Source organism: Mycobacterium paragordonae (genome assembly GCF_003614435.1).
Taxonomy (GTDB): Bacteria; Actinomycetota; Actinomycetes; order Mycobacteriales; family Mycobacteriaceae; genus Mycobacterium; species Mycobacterium paragordonae.
The window spans coordinates 5,645,586-5,661,555 of sequence record NZ_CP025546.1 but is presented as its reverse complement, the minus strand read 5'-3'; the positions used below and the strand labels follow the sequence as shown (position 1 = coordinate 5,661,555).

Annotated in this window: 11 protein-coding genes and 2 pseudogenes; 4 read left to right on the top strand and 9 right to left on the bottom strand. The window is 67.8% G+C overall.

Going from position 1 to position 15,970, the window contains the following annotated elements:
- Window positions 1-930: a carbohydrate kinase family protein gene (locus C0J29_RS25215; RefSeq protein ID WP_065045479.1), complete on the bottom strand. Its 930-nt coding sequence runs from the start codon at window positions 928-930 to the stop codon at window positions 1-3.
- 24 nt (window positions 931-954) lie between these two features.
- Here C0J29_RS25215 and C0J29_RS25210 point away from each other — a divergent pair, with 24 nt between their 5' ends.
- Genes C0J29_RS25210 through C0J29_RS25200 form a run of 3 tightly spaced genes read left to right on the top strand, consistent with a single transcriptional unit; the run spans window position 955 to window position 6,805 of the window.
- On the top strand, window positions 955-3,255 hold the full coding sequence (locus C0J29_RS25210; RefSeq protein WP_120793919.1) for an ATP-dependent DNA ligase: 2,301 nt from the start codon (window positions 955-957) through the stop codon (window positions 3,253-3,255).
- Window positions 3,252-5,189, top strand: a complete 1,938-nt coding sequence (locus tag C0J29_RS25205; RefSeq protein ID WP_120793918.1) for a fumarylacetoacetate hydrolase family protein — start codon at window positions 3,252-3,254, stop codon at window positions 5,187-5,189. The genes C0J29_RS25210 and C0J29_RS25205 overlap by 4 nt, the downstream gene beginning before the upstream one ends.
- Window positions 5,186-6,805, top strand: coding sequence for a PE family protein (locus C0J29_RS25200; protein ID WP_120793917.1), 1,620 nt, complete (start codon window positions 5,186-5,188; stop codon window positions 6,803-6,805). Before C0J29_RS25205 ends, C0J29_RS25200 begins: the two co-directional genes overlap by 4 nt.
- A gap of 155 nt (window positions 6,806-6,960) precedes the next feature.
- Here the strand turns inward: C0J29_RS25200 and C0J29_RS34870 are convergent, their stop codons facing one another.
- From C0J29_RS34870 to C0J29_RS25190, 4 genes and pseudogenes are all read right to left on the bottom strand, one after another.
- Window positions 6,961-8,031 (bottom strand): hypothetical protein, encoded by a 1,071-nt coding sequence (locus tag C0J29_RS34870; RefSeq protein WP_425272135.1) that lies wholly within the window; start codon window positions 8,029-8,031, stop codon window positions 6,961-6,963.
- Between the two features lie 3 nt (window positions 8,032-8,034).
- Window positions 8,035-8,127, bottom strand: a pseudogene (locus C0J29_RS34865) (PE family protein); the annotation flags it as partial.
- Window positions 8,128-9,486: 1,359 nt separating this feature from the next.
- Window positions 9,487-9,705: pseudogene (locus C0J29_RS34860) on the bottom strand (PE family protein); the annotation flags it as partial.
- A gap of 272 nt (window positions 9,706-9,977) precedes the next feature.
- Entirely contained in the window at window positions 9,978-10,895 is a 918-nt protein-coding gene (locus tag C0J29_RS25190; protein ID WP_120793915.1) for a class I SAM-dependent methyltransferase, read from the bottom strand.
- 56 nt (window positions 10,896-10,951) lie between these two features.
- Between C0J29_RS25190 and C0J29_RS25185 the strand changes: the two genes are divergently transcribed.
- Window positions 10,952-11,767 carry an enoyl-CoA hydratase/isomerase family protein gene (locus C0J29_RS25185; RefSeq protein ID WP_120793914.1) on the top strand — a complete coding sequence of 272 codons (816 nt, stop codon included), beginning with the start codon at window positions 10,952-10,954 and terminating at the stop codon, window positions 11,765-11,767.
- Between the two features lie 3 nt (window positions 11,768-11,770).
- Here C0J29_RS25185 and C0J29_RS25180 read toward each other — a convergent pair whose 3' ends face one another.
- From C0J29_RS25180 to C0J29_RS25165, 4 genes are all read right to left on the bottom strand, one after another.
- Window positions 11,771-12,640: an LLM class flavin-dependent oxidoreductase gene (locus C0J29_RS25180; RefSeq protein ID WP_120793913.1), complete on the bottom strand. Its 870-nt coding sequence runs from the start codon at window positions 12,638-12,640 to the stop codon at window positions 11,771-11,773.
- Window positions 12,641-12,693: 53 nt separating this feature from the next.
- On the bottom strand, window positions 12,694-13,458 hold the full coding sequence (locus C0J29_RS25175) for an STAS domain-containing protein (RefSeq protein WP_120793912.1): 765 nt from the start codon (window positions 13,456-13,458) through the stop codon (window positions 12,694-12,696).
- A gap of 332 nt (window positions 13,459-13,790) precedes the next feature.
- A complete protein-coding gene (locus C0J29_RS25170; RefSeq protein ID WP_120794963.1) occupies window positions 13,791-14,936 on the bottom strand; it encodes a DUF4873 domain-containing protein in 1,146 nt (381 codons plus the stop codon).
- An 11-nt stretch (window positions 14,937-14,947) separates the two neighbouring features.
- Window positions 14,948-15,853 carry an AurF N-oxygenase family protein gene (locus C0J29_RS25165; protein ID WP_065045487.1) on the bottom strand — a complete coding sequence of 302 codons (906 nt, stop codon included), beginning with the start codon at window positions 15,851-15,853 and terminating at the stop codon, window positions 14,948-14,950.
- Window positions 15,854-15,970 lie beyond the last annotated feature (117 nt).

Sequence of the window (15,970 nt, the reverse complement as noted above, 5' to 3'; positions counted from 1 at the left end):
CTAACCCGGTGACACCGCCGGGCCGGACGTGCTTGCCTGCAGCGCGGCCCGGTCTGGTAGGTCGGCACCGGCGCGCGAGACCGTCAGCGCAGACGCCGTCGTCGCGACGTCGAGTGCCGACGCCAGAGTGTGCAGCCCGATCCGGCGTAGGTGGTTGCGCCGGCCGCCACCCAGCAGGTCCAGTTCCCAGAGTGTGTCGAGCAGTCCGACCATGAACGCGTCGCCGGCGCCGACGGTGTCGACGACGTCGACCGGCCTGGCGGGCACCGCCGTGTCACCGGCCGCGCAGAAGGCCGACGCTCCCTGACTGCCCTGCGTGACGGCCACGATCGCAGGTCCGCAGGCCAGCCAGCTGCGCGCCGTGTCGAGCGGCGCCCGCTCGGGCATCAGCCAGCGCAGGTCCTCGTCGCTAACCTTGACGACGTCGGCGCGGGCCACCAGCTTGTCGATGCGTTCGCGTGCCTGGTCGCGGTCGACGATCAGCGACGGGCGCACGTTGGGGTCGAAGGTGATGGTCGCCGACACCCGGTAGGCGTCCAGCAGTGCCGCGACGGCCAGGCAGCCCGGCTCGCGTACGGCGGCGATGGATCCGGTGTGCACGAACAGCGGCGGCGGGACGGGCGGGGTGCCGGAGAGTCGCCAGTCCAGGTCGAACTCGTAGGTGGCCGAGCCGTCGTCCGCCAGGGTGGCTACCGCGGTGGGGGTGTGCTCGGCATCGGTGCTGCCCGGAACCAGTTGCACGCCAGCACTTTTCAGATAGCTAGCGATCTGTCGGCCGTGGACGTCGTCGGCGATGTGGGTCAGGAAGTCGACACCTCTGCCCAGCTTCGCCAGGCCGACGGCGACGTTCAGCGGGCTGCCGCCGACATGCTCGGAGCGCCCCTCGACGATGTCGATCAGGGCTTCACCGATGACCAGCCCACGCGCCATGCTTGACACGTTACGTTGAGACGTATGGGTACGGCCGGTCCGTCGTCATCGTCGCAGCAGGTCAAGCTGACCAATGCCGACAAAGTGCTCTACCCGGCCACCGGGACCACCAAGGCCGACATCTTCGACTATTACACCGGTATCGCCGCGGTGATGCTGCCGCACATCGCCGGACGGCCCGCCACCCGCAAACGCTGGCCCAACGGTGTGGACCACGACTCGTTCTTCGAGAAGCAACTGGCTTCCTCAGCGCCGGACTGGTTGCCCCGCGCCAGCGTCAGCCACCGCTCCGGAACCACCACGTACCCGATCATCGACAGCGTGGACGGGCTGGCGTGGATTGCGCAGCAGGCGGCACTGGAAGTGCACGTGCCGCAATGGCGATTCGTCGCGGAGTGGACCCGGGCCGGGGAAAGCCTTGCGCCGGGCCCGGCGACCCGGCTGGTGTTCGACCTGGACCCGGGCGAAGGCGTGACGATGGCGCAGCTGGCCGACGTGGCGCGGGAGGTGCGGGACCTGATCGCCGACATCGGGTTGCAGACCTATCCGCTGACCAGTGGCAGTAAGGGTCTGCACCTTTACAGCCCGCTGGACGAGCCGGTGAGTAGCCGCGGCGCCAGCGTGCTGGCGAAACGCGTTGCGCAACAACTGGAAAAGACGATGCCGAAGCTGGTCACCTCGACGATGACCAAAAGCCTGCGGGCCGGCAAGGTGTTCGTGGACTGGAGCCAGAACAACGGCGCGAAAACCACGATCGCGCCGTATTCACTGCGCGGGCGCGAACATCCGACGGTCGCAGCGCCTCGTACCTGGGAGGAACTCGACGACCCCGATCTGCGCCAACTCAGCTACGACGAGGTGCTGGACCGGGTGGCCCGCGACGGTGATCTGCTGGCCGAACTCGACCGTGATGCCCCCGTGTCAGACAGGTTGAGCAAGTACCGCAGCATGCGCGACGCGTCCAAGACTCCCGAGCCGGTGCCAAGAGCGAAACCCGCTACCGGACACGACAATACGTTCGTCATCCAGGAGCACCACGCACGCCGGCTGCACTACGACTTCCGGCTGGAGCGCGACGGCGTGTTGGTGTCCTGGGCGATCCCGAAAAATCTGCCCGAGACCACGGCGGTCAACCACCTGGCCGTGCACACCGAAGACCACCCCCTGGAGTACGCCGGCTTCGAGGGCTCCATCCCCAAAGGTGAGTACGGTGCGGGCAAGGTGATCATCTGGGATGCCGGCACCTATGAGACCGAGAAGTTCCGCGACGGGCCGGAAAAGGGGCGGGAAAAAGGGGAGGTCATCGTCACCCTGCACGGCAACCGGATCTCGGGACGCTACGCGCTGATTCAGACCAACGGTGACCAATGGCTGGCGCACCGGATGAAAGACCAGAAGGTCTTCGATTTCGACGGGCTCGCGCCGATGCTCACCACCCACGGATCGGTCACCGGTCTGAAGAAGGGCCCGTGGGCGTTCGAAGGTAAGTGGGATGGTTACCGGCTGCTCGTCAATGCCGACCACGGCGACCTTGCACTGCGGTCCCGCAGTGGGCGCGACGTCACGGGCGAATTTCCGCAATTACGTTCGGTGGCGGCGGATCTCGCCGATCATCACGTGGTGCTCGACGGCGAGGTCGTGGCGCTCGACCAGCACGGTGTGCCCAGCTTCCACCAGATGCAGAACCGGGTGCGGGCCACCCGCATCGAGTTCTGGGCGTTCGACCTGTTGTACCTGGACGGCCGCTCGCTGCTGCGGGCCAAGTACTCCGATCGGCGGCGGTTGCTGGAAACCCTGGGCGAGGCAGGTGATCTCATCGTTCCCGAGCTGCTGCCCGGTGACGGTGACGAGGCACTGCAGTATTCGGCCAAGCAGGGTTGGGAGGGCGTGGTCGCCAAGAAACGGGACTCGACCTATCAGCCCGGCCGGCGCTCGGCGTCCTGGATCAAGGACAAGCACTGGAACACCCAGGAAGTCGTCATCGGCGGGTGGCGGCAGGGAGAGGGCGGCCGCGGCGGCGGTATCGGCGCGCTGGTCGTCGGCATACCCGGCCCCGACGGATTGCAGTTCGCCGGGCGGGTCGGCACCGGATTCACCGATCGCGACCTGGCGAACCTCAAGAAGACGCTGGCCCCGCTGCACACCGACGAATCGCCGTTCAGTACAAAGCTTCCCGCCCGAGACGCCCGCGGCGTTACCTTTGTGCGGCCTTCGTTGGTGGGCGAGGTGCGCTACAGCGAGTGGACTCCGGACAACCGGCTGCGTCAGCCCAGCTGGCGTGGGCTACGGCCCGACAAGAATCCGAATGAGGTGGTGCGCGAATGAAATGGGTTACCTACCGCAGTCCCGAGGGCGAACGTACCGGGGTGCTTTCCGGCGACGAGATCTTTGCCGTCGCGCCGGGAACGACGCTGCTCGAACTGATCGGTGAAGGGCCTGCCGGGCTGCGTGCGGCCGGGGAAGCGGCGTTGGCGTCGCCGGACGCGGTGGTGGCGCTCGCGGATGTCACTTTAGCCGCACCGATTCCGCGCCCGCCGTCGATCCGGGACAGCCTGTGCTTCCTCGACCACATGCGCAACTGCCAGGAAGCGACCGGCGCCGGCCGGGTGTTGGCTGACACCTGGTACCGCATCCCGGCGTTTTACTTCGCCTGTCCGGCAACGGTATTGGGACCGTATGACGAAGCGCCGTCAGCGCCCGGAAGTGCTTGGCAGGACTTCGAATTGGAGATCGCCGCGGTCATCGGCATTTCCGGTCGCGACTTGACGATCGAGCAGGCCGAGCAGGCGATCATCGGCTACATGATCTTCAACGACTGGTCGGCGCGGGATCTGCAGATGCTGGAGGGGCAGCTGCGGATCGGGCAGGCCAAGGGGAAGGACAGCGGGGTCACGCTGGGGCCTTGGCTGGTCACCCCCGATGAGTTGGAGCCCTACTTTCAGGGCGGCAAACTCGGGTTGCAGGTCCGGGCGCTGGTCAACGACAACGTGATCGGGACCGGATCGACAGGAAGCATGGACTGGAGCTTCGGCGAGGTTATCTCCTACGCCTCGCGGGGCGTGACGTTGCGGCCCGGCGATGTGATCGGCTCCGGCACGGTGCCCACCTGCACCCTCGTCGAGCACCTGACGAAGCCGGAGTCCTTCCCGGGCTGGCTGCGCGACGGCGACGTGGTGACTCTTCAGGTCGAAGGGCTGGGGGAGACCCGGCAAACCGTGCGATCGACGCCGGCGCCGGTTCCGTTGGCGCCGCGGCGCAATCCTTCTGTGGCCCCCGAGGTGCCGCGTGTCAACCCGGCGCGGGCCAAGGTGCCCTACACGCGCGGACTCCACGAGGTCGGCGACCGGGTCTGGGCATGGACGCTGCCGGATGGCGGATTCGGTTGGAGCAATGCCGGTTTGGTCACCGGTGACGGCGCATCGCTGTTGGTGGACACGTTGTTCGACTTGCCGTTGACGCGCGAGATGCTGGACGCCATGCGGCCCATCACCGATGGAGCGCCCATCACCGATGCACTGATCAGCCACTCCAACGGTGACCACACGCACGGTAATCAGTTGCTGGGGTCTGGTGTCCGGATTATCGCCGCTGCCGACACCGCCGAAGAGATCGCTCATGACACCACCGCGGACCAGCTGGTCACGATCCAGGTGGCCGACCTGGGTCCGGCGACGACGCGATTCGTGCGAGACCGGTTCGGCTACTTCGATTTCCGCGGCATCGAGATCCGCAACGCCGACGAGACGTTTGACCGCGAGCTGAGCATCGATGTAGGCGGCCGCAGGGTCGACCTGCTGAACCTGGGGCCGGCACACACCGCGGCCGACTCGGTGGTGCACGTGCCTGATGCGGGTGTGCTGTTCGGCGGCGACCTGCTGTTCATCGGTTGCACGCCGATCGTGTGGAACGGCCCGATCGCCAATTGGATTGCGGCCTGCGACACCATGATCGCTTTAGATGCGCCAACCGTGGTGCCCGGCCACGGCCCGGTCAGCGATCCGGACGGAATCCGCGCCGTCCGTGACTATTTCGTATACATCACCGAGCAGACCGACGCGCTTTATGCGAAGGGATTGTCATTCGTCGAGGCGATCGATGCCATCGACCTCGGCGAATACGCGTCCTGGCTGGACTGCGAGCGAGTGGTGGTCAACATGTACAAGCGCTACTGCGAACTGGATGCCGAAACGCCGGCGCAGGAAGTGCTGGGGTTGGTTGTGATGCAGGCCGAGTGGCTCGCGAAACGGGGCGGGTTATGACCGGCATGCTGGTGCAGCCGGAGCTGATGGCAACGGCGGCCGCCGATATCGCCGGGTTGGGCGCAACTCTGGGCAATGTCAATGCAGCGGCGGCAGAATGGATTACCGGATTATCGGCGACCGCGGCCGACGAAATATCCGAAGCGACGGCAAGGCTTTTCAACGCGTTCGGTAACGAGTATCAGGCGGTCATGCGGCAGGTGACGGTTTTCCACACCGGTTTCACGAGGGCGCTGGAGGCCGCCGCCGACATGTATCTGCAGACGGAGCTGGCCAGCGCCGCGGCAGCGGCAGCGACGCCACCGTTCACCTTTCCGGCCAACTACACCTCGGTGTATATCTCCGGCAGTGGCATTCCAGTGCCCAGCGCGCCTTACATGGCCACCGTCTTCGCCAACTTCATCCTGCCGAACTTCCCGGGCGGCAGTGTGACCAACGCTCTGGCCCTGTTCACTCCCGCGGGTCTTTATCCGCTCACCGGCACCACGGTGCTGACGCTCAACGACTCGGTGAGTCAAGGGTTGTCCGTCCTGCAGACCACGCTCCTCGGGACGGGCCTGGGGCAACATGGGCTGATCCAGCCTGGCGGACAACCCGTCGTGGTGCAGGGCATTTCGCAAGGGGCGATCATCGCGTCCCTGGAAATGCAGCAGCTGTTGACGATGCCGAGCCCGCCCACCGCATCCCAGCTCGGCTTCGTGCTACTGGGTGATCCGATGAATCCCAACGGTGGCCTGCTGGCGCGCTTCCCAGGGTTGACGTTGCCCAGCCTGGGTCAGACTTTCTATGGCGCGACACCGTCGAACACACCCTGGCCCACCCACATCTACACGCTCGAATACGACGGCATTGCCGACTGGCCCCAGTACCCGCTGAACGTGTTGGCCGACCTCAACGCCGTTGCGGGCTTTTACTACGTGCATCCCACTTATCCGGGTCTGAACCCGGCGGCGCTGCCGCCCGGGTACAACATCGTGCAGCTCCCGACATCCCCGGGATATCCGGGCAACACCGCTTACTCGATGATCACCATCCCGCACCTGCCTCTGCTGCAGCCACTGCGCGCAATGCCGTTGCTGGGCAATCCAATTGCGGACCTGATCGAACCCGACCTGCGGGTTTTGGTCAACCTCGGCTACGGCGACGTGGCGCACGGCTACTCGACCGGTCCGGCCGACATTCGCACCCCGTTCGGATTGTTCCCGTCCGTCGAGCCGCAGTCCGTGTTCTCCGCATTGAGCGCCGGAACCCAGCAGGGGATCAGCGCATTCACCGGCGACCTGCAGGCGTTGGCGACCCAACCGCTGCCGCCGCTCTCGCCGGCCGGATTCATCTCCGACGTCGGGTCACTGCTCAAGCCCTACACGGACTTCAACACCGCGTTTGCCAAGGTGCAACCGACCGTGAACATCGCCACTGGTCTGGTGGCGACCCTGCCGTCCTATGACGTCCAGCTGTTCATGGACGGGATCGCGCAGGTGACCGGCGGCCAGCCGTTGCAGGGACTGATCAACGCCATCGGCATGCCGATCGCCGCGAACGTGGGCTTGAGCGTCTTACTGACCGGTTATGAGGCCCTGATGCTCACCGGGGCCTGGTATCCGCCGTCAGGGTGACGACGCCTGCACAAATCCGATCGACCTTGCCGGCCCACTGAATCCGGCCGCCCCCAGCCCTGCGGCGGTGAACAATTCGGCAAGGTTCACCTTCCTCGGTTCCGTACGGCCCTGTCCGCGGCCGGGACCGATCGGCACCTACCGCTGAGGGCGGGCTACGGTTTCCCGTTGTTCCCGTTGTTGCCGAGCAGCAGTCCGCCGGTGCCACCGGTCCCGGCCTTGCCGTTGGCCGCAGCCTTTCCGCCGTTACCGCCGTTTCCGCCATCGCCGACCAGTACGGCGTTGCCGCCGTTTCCGCCGTTGCCGCCGGTCGTTCCGGCATCGCCGCCGGCACCGCCGTCGCCACCGCTGCCGAACACCCCGGATCCGCCGCCTGATCCGCCGGCGCCGCCGGTGCCGGCGTTATTGCCTCCGGCGCTGCCTCCGATACCGCCGGCGCCACCACTGCCGATCAGGAGACCGGCCTTACCGCCGGTACCGCCGGTCCCGCCGGTCCCGGCGTTGCCGCCGGCGCCGCCCCAGCCGCCGTTACCGCCGGCGCCACCGGAGCCGAAAAGCACGCCGCCGCCTCCGCCGGCCCCGCCGGCCCCGCCGAGGTTGTTGGAATCCCCACCGCTGCCGCCGGCACCGCCGGCCGCGCCGAACGAGAGCAAGCCGGCGTTGCCGCCGGCGCCGCCGGCGCCGCCGTTACCGGCGATGAACCCGCCGCCGGAGCCACCGGTTCCGCCGGCGCCGAACACGCCGCCATTCCCGCCGGCCCCGCCGGCACCGCCGGCCGAGCCAGCCCCTCCGGTACCGCCCGCACCGAACAGCAAGGCAGTCCCGCCGGCCCCGCCAGACCCTCCGAACCCGCCAGAACCGCCGGCCCCGCCGTCGCTGAACAGCCCGCCCGTGCCGCCGGCGCCGCCGGCGACACCGCCGCCACCGGGAGTGCCGCCGTGGCCGCCGGTTCCGGCCGCACCGAAGAACGCGCCGGCGTTGCCGCCGCGTCCGCCCACCCCGCCCTTGGTAGTGCCGAATCCGCCCGTCCCGCCGGTACCGCCGGAGCCGACGACCGGGGCGCTACCGCCGGGCCCGCCGACGCCGCCGGCACCGGCCGTCCCGATCCCACCGGCACCGCCGGTGCCGCCGCTGCCGAACAAGCTCCCGCCGGCCCCTCCTGCCCCGCCGGCGCCGCCGTTTGCCGCAGTTGCACCATGCGCGCCGTTTCCGCCGTTGCCGAACAACCAGCCGCCGTCGCCGCCGGGAGTGCCGGTCCCCGGAGTTCCGTTGGCGCCGTTACCGATCAGGGGGCGACCGGTAGCCGACTGGACTGGCTGGTTGATCAGATTGAGTACGTCCTGCTGCAGGATGTGCAGCGGGTCGGTGCTGACCGGAGCGTTGAAGCCGTCGAGTCCTAGGAGCACGCCACCGACGCCGCCGAGTCCGGCTTTGCCGGGGGTTGCGCCCGTTGCACCGCTGCCGCCGTTTCCGCCGTTGCCGATCAGTACGCCGTTGCCGCCGGCCCCGCCGTTACCGCCGGCGCCGGCCTGGCTGGCGCCGCCGTTACCGCCGTTACCCCCGTTGCCGAACACCGCGCCCTTGCCGCCGGCGCCGCCAACGCCGCCGGCGACGGTGTTACCGATGCCGCCAGACCCCCCAGCGCCCCCGGACCCGTTGAGCATGCCGGCATTGCCACCGGCGCCCCCGGTCCCGCCTTTGGTAGTGCTGAACCCGCCGGCGCCTCCGGCGCCGCCGGAACCGAACAACGCGCCGGCATTGCCGCCGGCCCCGCCGGTTCCGCCCGCGGCGGCGACGAAAGATTCCCCACCGGAGCCGCCGGCTCCACCCGCGGCTCCGAATGCGAGTGCGCCAGCGCTGCCGCCGGCCCCGCCGTCGCCGCCGGTGCCGCCCCCTCCGCCACTGCCGCCCGTACCACCGGCACCGAACTGCCCGCCGGCGCCGCCGGCCCCGCCGGCCCCGCCGGTCGCACCGGCGGCCGTGGCAGCGCTGCCGCCGGACCCGCCAGTCCCACCGTTGGCGAACAGCCCGCCGGCCCCGCCGGCCCCCCCGGCTCCGCCGGCACCAGTGAAGCCTGACCCGCCGGCTCCGCCGACTCCACCGTCGCTAAACAGTCCGCCGGCCCCTCCGGCGCCGCCGGCCCCGCCTTTGGCAGTGACTCCGCCGAATGTCAACCCGCCGGCCCCGCCGTTCCCGGCGGCGCCGAAGAGCATGCCGGCATTGCCGCCGGCTCCACCGGCGCCGCCGTTCAAGCCCGCGGCGTCGGTTGAGGAGCCGCCCGCGGCACCGGCGCCACCGGCGCCGACCAGCATGGCGTTGCCACCGGTCCCGCCCGCACCACCGGACTTACCGGCGGCCGATGTACTCCCACCGGTCCCGCCCGCTCCGCCGCTACCGAACAGTCCGCCCGCGGCGCCGGCCCCGCCTTTCCCGCCGTCGTTCGTGGTCGACGACGTTCCGGACCCGCCGGCTCCGCCGTTGCCGATCAGCCATCCGCCGGGCGTTCCGTTCTGCCCGGTCCCCGGGGCGCCGTTGGTGCCGTTGCCGATCAAGGGCCGACCCGTCTGCGCGACGAACTGGGCGTTGATCACATCGATCAGGCTCTGAAGAGGCTGCGCGGCCGCCGACTCGGCGGCTGCGTAGGACGCGGCGCCACCCGTCAGGAGGTGGACAAATTCGCTCTGGAACGCTGCGGCCTGCGCACCGGCGGACTGGTAGGCCTGTCCGTGCGCGCCGAAGAGCGCAGCGACGGCGACCGACACTTCGTCTTGTGCGGCGGCCAGTACCGAAGAAGTCTGGGCGGCGGCCACCCGGTTGGCCGCGTTCACTGCGGAACCTATCCCCGCCAAATCCGTTGCTGCTGTTCCCAATAATGCGGGCAACACGTTCACGAATGACATTCGGCACCTCCCAGCGCGACATGACCTAGGCGTCATACCGACCATTGGGGGCCCGTCCGACCTCCGGAGAAAAGTCGCCAGCATATCAGCGTAGTCCTGTCTCTGCAACTCCACTGATGGTTTGGCGAGACTTGTCAACTATTCGGGTGTGCCCGACCCGTCGGGGATTGCGTCGAGTCTGGATGTGGGTGCGGTTGTGCCCGGCCACGGAGTGGCGGTCGCGACCATTTCCTGCTCGGCCTGCGCCCTAGGCACCGGAGCCGAGTCGCCCACTATCCCGATGACGCCTGCACAAACCCGATCGACTTCGCCGGCCCACTGACTCCCGCGTCTCCCAACGGCGCCAGCCCCGCAGCGCTGAACAATTCGGTCAGGTCCGACGTGATGGTGTTCCACCGGTTCGCCCACAGGTGCGCCGCCACGTCGGTGTGCTCACCGGGGTAGGTCAGGTCCGCGATGTCGAGATCCAGGCCGAGTTCGCGCCACAGGTCGGTCATCCGCCGCGCCTGGTCCTGGTCGGCAGGAGACCGGCCGGCCACCTGGCCGTAGTCGGCGGCCAGCCTGCTGCCCGAGTCGCTGAGCGCAATGACGTTGTCCAACAACCGAATTTCGGCTTCCTGCGGTAGGAAGCCGATCAGCAACCCCTCGGCCAGCCACGCGGTCGGCTGGTCGGTGTCGAACCCGGCGGCCAACAGCGCGGCAGGCCATTCGTCGCGCAGATCGATGCCGACTGTGCGGTGGTCGACGGTGGCGTTCGCACCGAGCGCCCGCAGCGTCGACGTCTTGAACTCGATCACCTCCGGCTGGTCGATCTCGAACACCCTGCAGTGGCCCGGCCAGGGCAGCCGGTAGGGGCGGCAATCGAGTCCGGACGCCAGAATGACGAACTGCTGCACGCCCATGCTGCCGGCTTCGGCGAAGTAGTCGTCGAAGTACTTGGCGCGGGCGGCGAACGTATCGATCATCCGGGGAAAGCCCAGGTTCCCGGCGGCGTCGACATCGTCAAGCTCACCCGCCGCAAGCCGCACGAACAGGTCAAGCCCGACGGCGCGTACCAGCGGCTCGGCGAACGGATCCCACACCACCGCACCGCGACGCCTGCTGGCCGCAGCCCGCGCGGCCGCCACCATCGTCGCCGTGGCCCCCACGCTGTTGGCCAGGTCCCAGCTGTCGTCGTCGGCGCGTGCCATGGACTCACCGTAAGCCCGTTACCTGCAAGTCCGCTGAACTCGCCTACCGTTCGGGTATGGCACCCGAACCCGCAGTCACACTGGAAACCCTCGAGGACGACATCGCCTGTATCACGCTGAACCGGCCCCGGCTGTTGAACGCCATCGACGGATCGCTGATCAACGGCGTGGACGATGCCCTGAATACGTTGAGCCAAGGCGACTTTCGGGTCTCGATCCTGACCGGAGCCGGACGCGGGTTCTGCGCCGGAGCCGACCTGAGCGGCACCGGCGAAGCCTGGACCGACGTCAAACCGGCCACCCCGCCGTTCAAGGTCACCTACGACGCCCAGGTGCGACTGGCCGAACTGTTCGTCCGGATGTACGAGCTGCCCATCCCGGTGATCGCCGCGGTCAACGGCGTCGCCGTCGGAGGCGGGCTGGCGTTCGCGCTGCACGCCGACATCCGGATCGCGTCGGAGACTGCCCGGTTCGGCTCGGTGTTCATCAAGGCGGGATTCTCGTCGATGGACATGGGTACCAGCTACCTACTACCCAAGATCGTCGGCGCCGGCGTCGCGCGTGAACTGATGTTGACCGGTCGCATCATCGATGCCGAGGAGGCCTATCGCATCGGCCTGGTACACGAGGTGGTCAAGCCGGACGAGCTGATGGCCGCGGCTTTGACCAAGGCCCGTGAGATCGCCGCTAACAACGCATTCGGCGTCTGGCAGACCAAGATCGGCCTCAACGCGGCGCTGGACGCACCGAGCTTGCGGCACGCCATCGAGATCGAGAACCGCACCCAGATCCTGACCGGCTTCACCAACAATCCCACCGAGGCCGCCATGGCGCACCGCGAGAAGCGCGCCCCGAAGTGGGATTCACTGTGAGAACTAGACTTTCGACATCACTTTGTCGGCGTACTTCTCCAGGTGGCGGATCTTGACGTCCAGCGGCTCGAGGTCGGGTCCTTCGATGTAGGGCCAGCGGAAGCCCACGATGACGTCGGTGACGCCCTTGTCTTCGAGGCGCTTGATGCCGTCGACGGTGTAGGAGTCCGCGGAGATGACGTGGATCTCGAACGGACCGGTCTTGCCCTCCTCGGCGCGAAAGTGCTTGACGCGCGCGATAAGTCGGTCGAGCTCCGCCGGGTCGCTGCCACCGCCGTGCATCCAGCCATCCAGACGAGCGGCGCGGCGCAACGCCGCGTCGGCGTGTCCGCCCACCAGGATCGGGATCGGCTGCGACGGTGCCGGGCTCATCTTGGTCTTGGGGATGTCGTAGAACTCGCCGTGGAATTCGAAATACTCGCCGGTGGTCAGGCCTTGAACGATCTCGATGCATTCGTCAATTCGCTTGCCCCGCTTGGCAAAGGGCAGACCCATCAGCTCGTAGTCTTCTGGCCACGGGCTGGTGCCGACGCCCAACCCCACCCGGTTGCCGATCAGCGCGGCGAGCGAACCGGCCTGCTTGGCCGTCAGCGCCGGGTGCCGGACCGGTAGCTTGAGGACGAAGAAGTTGAACCGCAACGTCGTCGTCACCGCGCCCAAAGCCGCTGTCAGGACGAACGTTTCGATCATTTCCTTGCCGTCGAGAAACTCGCGGTTGCCGTCTGGTGTGTAGGGGTACGTCGAATCGGACTCGTAGGGGTAGGCGAGACTGTCGGCGATCGTCATGCTGTGGTAGCCGGCCGCCTCGGCCGCCTTGGCCAGCGGGATGTAGAAAGCCGGGTCGGTCATCGACTCGGCGTAGCTGAACCGCACGTCATGTCTGCTTTCGTCGAAGGGGCGATCCCCCGACAGTAGAACGTGGGTGTTTAGAGCTGGTTCTCCGGCCCGATGACCGCCCAGACGGTCTTGCCCGATGAGGTAGGAGTGCTGCCCCAGGCCCGCGACAGCGCCTCGACGATGGCCAGCCCGGAGACATCGATGCCCTTCGAGGGCGAGGACAGCCGCAACGCCGGCGCACCGCTGGCGTCGGACACGGCGATGGTCGCGGTCTGGCCTTCGCACTCGATCCGCATCACCGGGTCGCTGCCGGTGTGCTCCAGCACGTTCTCGATGAAGACGTTGACCACCACCAGCGCGACCGGGATGAGCCCGGGCTTGGACCAGGTGGTGAGCCATTCGCGGACCAGCTGGCGCGACTCGCGCAGGCTGGTCAGGTTGGCGGGCAGCTTCGCCTGCGCGTGCTTCAGTTTGCGGCGACCGAGCTTGGCGACACCCTTCATCGCCCCTTTCTCGGTCGGGTAGACGGGCATGAAGCGGGCGACCCCGCAGCGGGTGATCGCATCCCTGGCCGCGCGGTTGGAAGAAACCAGGAGGATCGGCACGTCGGGCCGGGTGTCCAACTGCCAGCGCGCGCTCACGAAGGCCGACCAGGCTGCTTCGTCGGGGACCTCGAGTGCGCTGACATCAACGACGACGGCGGCGGGCACGTCAAGAGTCGCCTTGGTGATACCGTCGCGCAGCTCGGCGGAGTTCTTGACGTCCAGCACACCTTCGGCCGTCAGCACGACCACCGAATCCTCGGTCCGCGATGCCAGAGCCAGCGAGCTGGAGGACTTGGCGACCGCGCTCATCGGGACGCCAGTCCGCTCGTGTCGTCCGGTTCCATGTCCCGCTCCTCGAACCTCTGCCCCGTCGTCAAACGCCGCCAAGAAGATCTATCTTCGGGCAAGCGCACCGTTTTGCGAAAGTGCGGCGCCGTCGGCGAAGCCCGGGGAGGGGGCCGGGCCGCCGCGATACGCCAACTTTCACCACGCCGCACATGCCGTTTCCGCCGTTCTGCCAAGTGCCGCGCGATGGACCACAAAGGGGTATTACCCACTCAGCGCGCGCGGTCAACCTGCAAATCGGCCGGATTCCAGCCTAACGGCACCCGGAGTGGGACCGGTGCGGCAATTTTCGGCCGTCAGCGGTGTCGGGCGTAGGGCGGCGCACCGACTCCGGCGACCGAATGCGTGCCCCAGGGCGTCCGCTCGACGATGCGGGCCGGCGCGCTGTGCTGTCCCACCGACAAGGTGCCGACCCGCTCGCGAGAGAGTTCCGCGGCGTCGAAGACGGTCCCCTGCCAGTGGTAATTGCCGTCGAGCGGGTCCAGGTGCCCGACCAGTCGCACGCGTACCGGATGGCGGGTGCCGCCGATCTCGAGTGTCGCCTCGCCGTCGTAGGTGTCTTCGTAGTCCGGCGCGTGGGACGAAAGGTCGAACGCCGATGCCGCCGGTGGTGGTGGAACCGGAGCGAGTTGGGAACGTTCGTTGTACACCTGCTGGCTGCTGTGGCGCACCTCGATGCGGCGACTGCCGCCGCGGTGCATCAACGCCACGCACTGCGCGATGTAGCGCGCCTGGGCTCCTTCGTCCGGGCCCGCGACGAAGAAATAGTTGGGAAACCCGCGTACGGCCACTCCGCAGAACGGCTCCATGCCGTCAGTCCAGGCCTGGCGCAGCGTCACACCACCGGCGCCGGTCAGCGGTGGGTCATCCTCGATGGTGAAGCCGGTGCCGTAGATGATGGCGTCGACGGGGTGCTCGGCGCCGTCGACGGTACGGATGCCGGTGCCGGTGATCGCCTCGATGGACGGCGCCACCTGGGGTCCGCTGCGCGTGCGGCGTAGCAACCGGCGCCTGGCGCGGGTCGGCCAGTATTCGATCTCGATGGTTACTCGCCGCGGCGCGTGCGGGAAAACGGTTACCGACCTTGCCGATTCGCGAAGCCGGTCCAGGCGGTGGCCGGCGAACGAGTCGGTTCCGACGACGGCGATGCGTTTACCGGCTGGATGGAAGTTGTCGTCCCACCGTGCTGCGTGAATCGATTCACCGCGAAAGGAATTGCGTCCGGCCAGATTTGGTATCCAAGGGACGATGGGCGCCGGCCGCGCGGCGACCACCACCCGGGCCCGGACGACGTCGTCGTCTTCGGTGTGCAGCACCCAGCTGTCGGTGTCATCGTCGAACACCGCACGATGCACGTCCTCGCGGATCTCGATGCCGGCGACTCCCGACGCGTGCAGGGCGTCCCGCACGCTGTCGGCGCATGTTCCCGCGCCGACGATCATCACCGCATGCGTCACAGAAACCTGCTGCGCTTCCAGCCCCGGCGGGCAATCCGTCCCATCAGCCCTACTTCGGTCAAAAACGCTGCCAGGGGCGCGAATCCGGCGACCTGAACCTCCCGGCGGTGCTCGCTGGTGCGAGCGGCACGGCGGGCCCGCATCGGGTCCAGCCCGGTGCGCGCATAGGGGACGGGGTTGCTGAACAGGTAGTTGAAGAAGTACCCGCCGAGGCCGTTGATGTTGGCCATGAACCAGCGGTTGAGGCGCGGCATTTCGGCCACCCGCTTGCGCGCGCCGTCTCGCGCGAACTGAATGTGGCGGGCTTCCTCGGTGACGTGAATTCGCATGAGCCGCTGGATGATCGGCTGAAGCTCCGGGTCGTCCATCATCTGGCGCTGCAGTGAGTCGAAGATCTCCTCACCGATCAGCGCGGCCACCCACAGCATCGAACCACGCTGGAACGCCAGCGGCAGCGTGTTGATGACGTAGCGGTGAAAGCGCTTCGGCTGCACCGGCTTCGCGCCGATGCGTTCGATCGCCTTGCCGAACATGACCATGTGCCGGGTTTCGTCGCCCAGCTCGGTCAGCTTGTAGTGCGTCGACCGGCTGGTCGGATCCTCGTGCAGGATGGTCCGTAGCAACGACTGGTTGAGCATGTTCTCGAACCAGATGCCGGCCGAGAGCGTGTTGACGAGCTCTTGGCGGGACAGTTCGATCTGTTGCTCGCGGGTCATTTCGTCCCACATCGGGGTGCCGTACAGCGACACCAGCCGCGGTGGCAGGAAGAACTTGTCCGGGTCCAGCGGGGCGTCCCAGTCGATGTCGACGACAGGTTCGTAGGACTTCTTGACCGAGCCCTTGAGCAGACGCTCGGAGAACTCTTCACGACTGGGCCCACCCGGGCGCACCGCAGTGGTCATCGTTGACCGTCCCTTCGATCGCGTAGCTCCAACGTTAGGCAGATCACACCGGCTAGTCAATACCCTTGGTACCGGGTACCGGCGGTCCCAGGTAGAAATCTCGCATTCTCAATTAGC

Coding starts and splice junctions, on each gene's coding strand:
- C0J29_RS25215 (WP_065045479.1), bottom strand. CDS start 930: ATGGCGCGTGGGCTGGTCATCGGTGAAGCCCTGATCGACATCGTCGAG.
- C0J29_RS25210 (WP_120793919.1), top strand. CDS start 955: ATGGGTACGGCCGGTCCGTCGTCATCGTCGCAGCAGGTCAAGCTGACC.
- C0J29_RS25205 (WP_120793918.1), top strand. CDS start 3,252: ATGAAATGGGTTACCTACCGCAGTCCCGAGGGCGAACGTACCGGGGTG.
- C0J29_RS25200 (WP_120793917.1), top strand. CDS start 5,186: ATGACCGGCATGCTGGTGCAGCCGGAGCTGATGGCAACGGCGGCCGCC.
- C0J29_RS25190 (WP_120793915.1), bottom strand. CDS start 10,895: ATGGCACGCGCCGACGACGACAGCTGGGACCTGGCCAACAGCGTGGGG.
- C0J29_RS25185 (WP_120793914.1), top strand. CDS start 10,952: ATGGCACCCGAACCCGCAGTCACACTGGAAACCCTCGAGGACGACATC.
- C0J29_RS25175 (WP_120793912.1), bottom strand. CDS start 13,458: ATGAGCGCGGTCGCCAAGTCCTCCAGCTCGCTGGCTCTGGCATCGCGG.
- C0J29_RS25170 (WP_120794963.1), bottom strand. CDS start 14,936: ATGATCGTCGGCGCGGGAACATGCGCCGACAGCGTGCGGGACGCCCTG.
- C0J29_RS25165 (WP_065045487.1), bottom strand. CDS start 15,853: ATGACCACTGCGGTGCGCCCGGGTGGGCCCAGTCGTGAAGAGTTCTCC.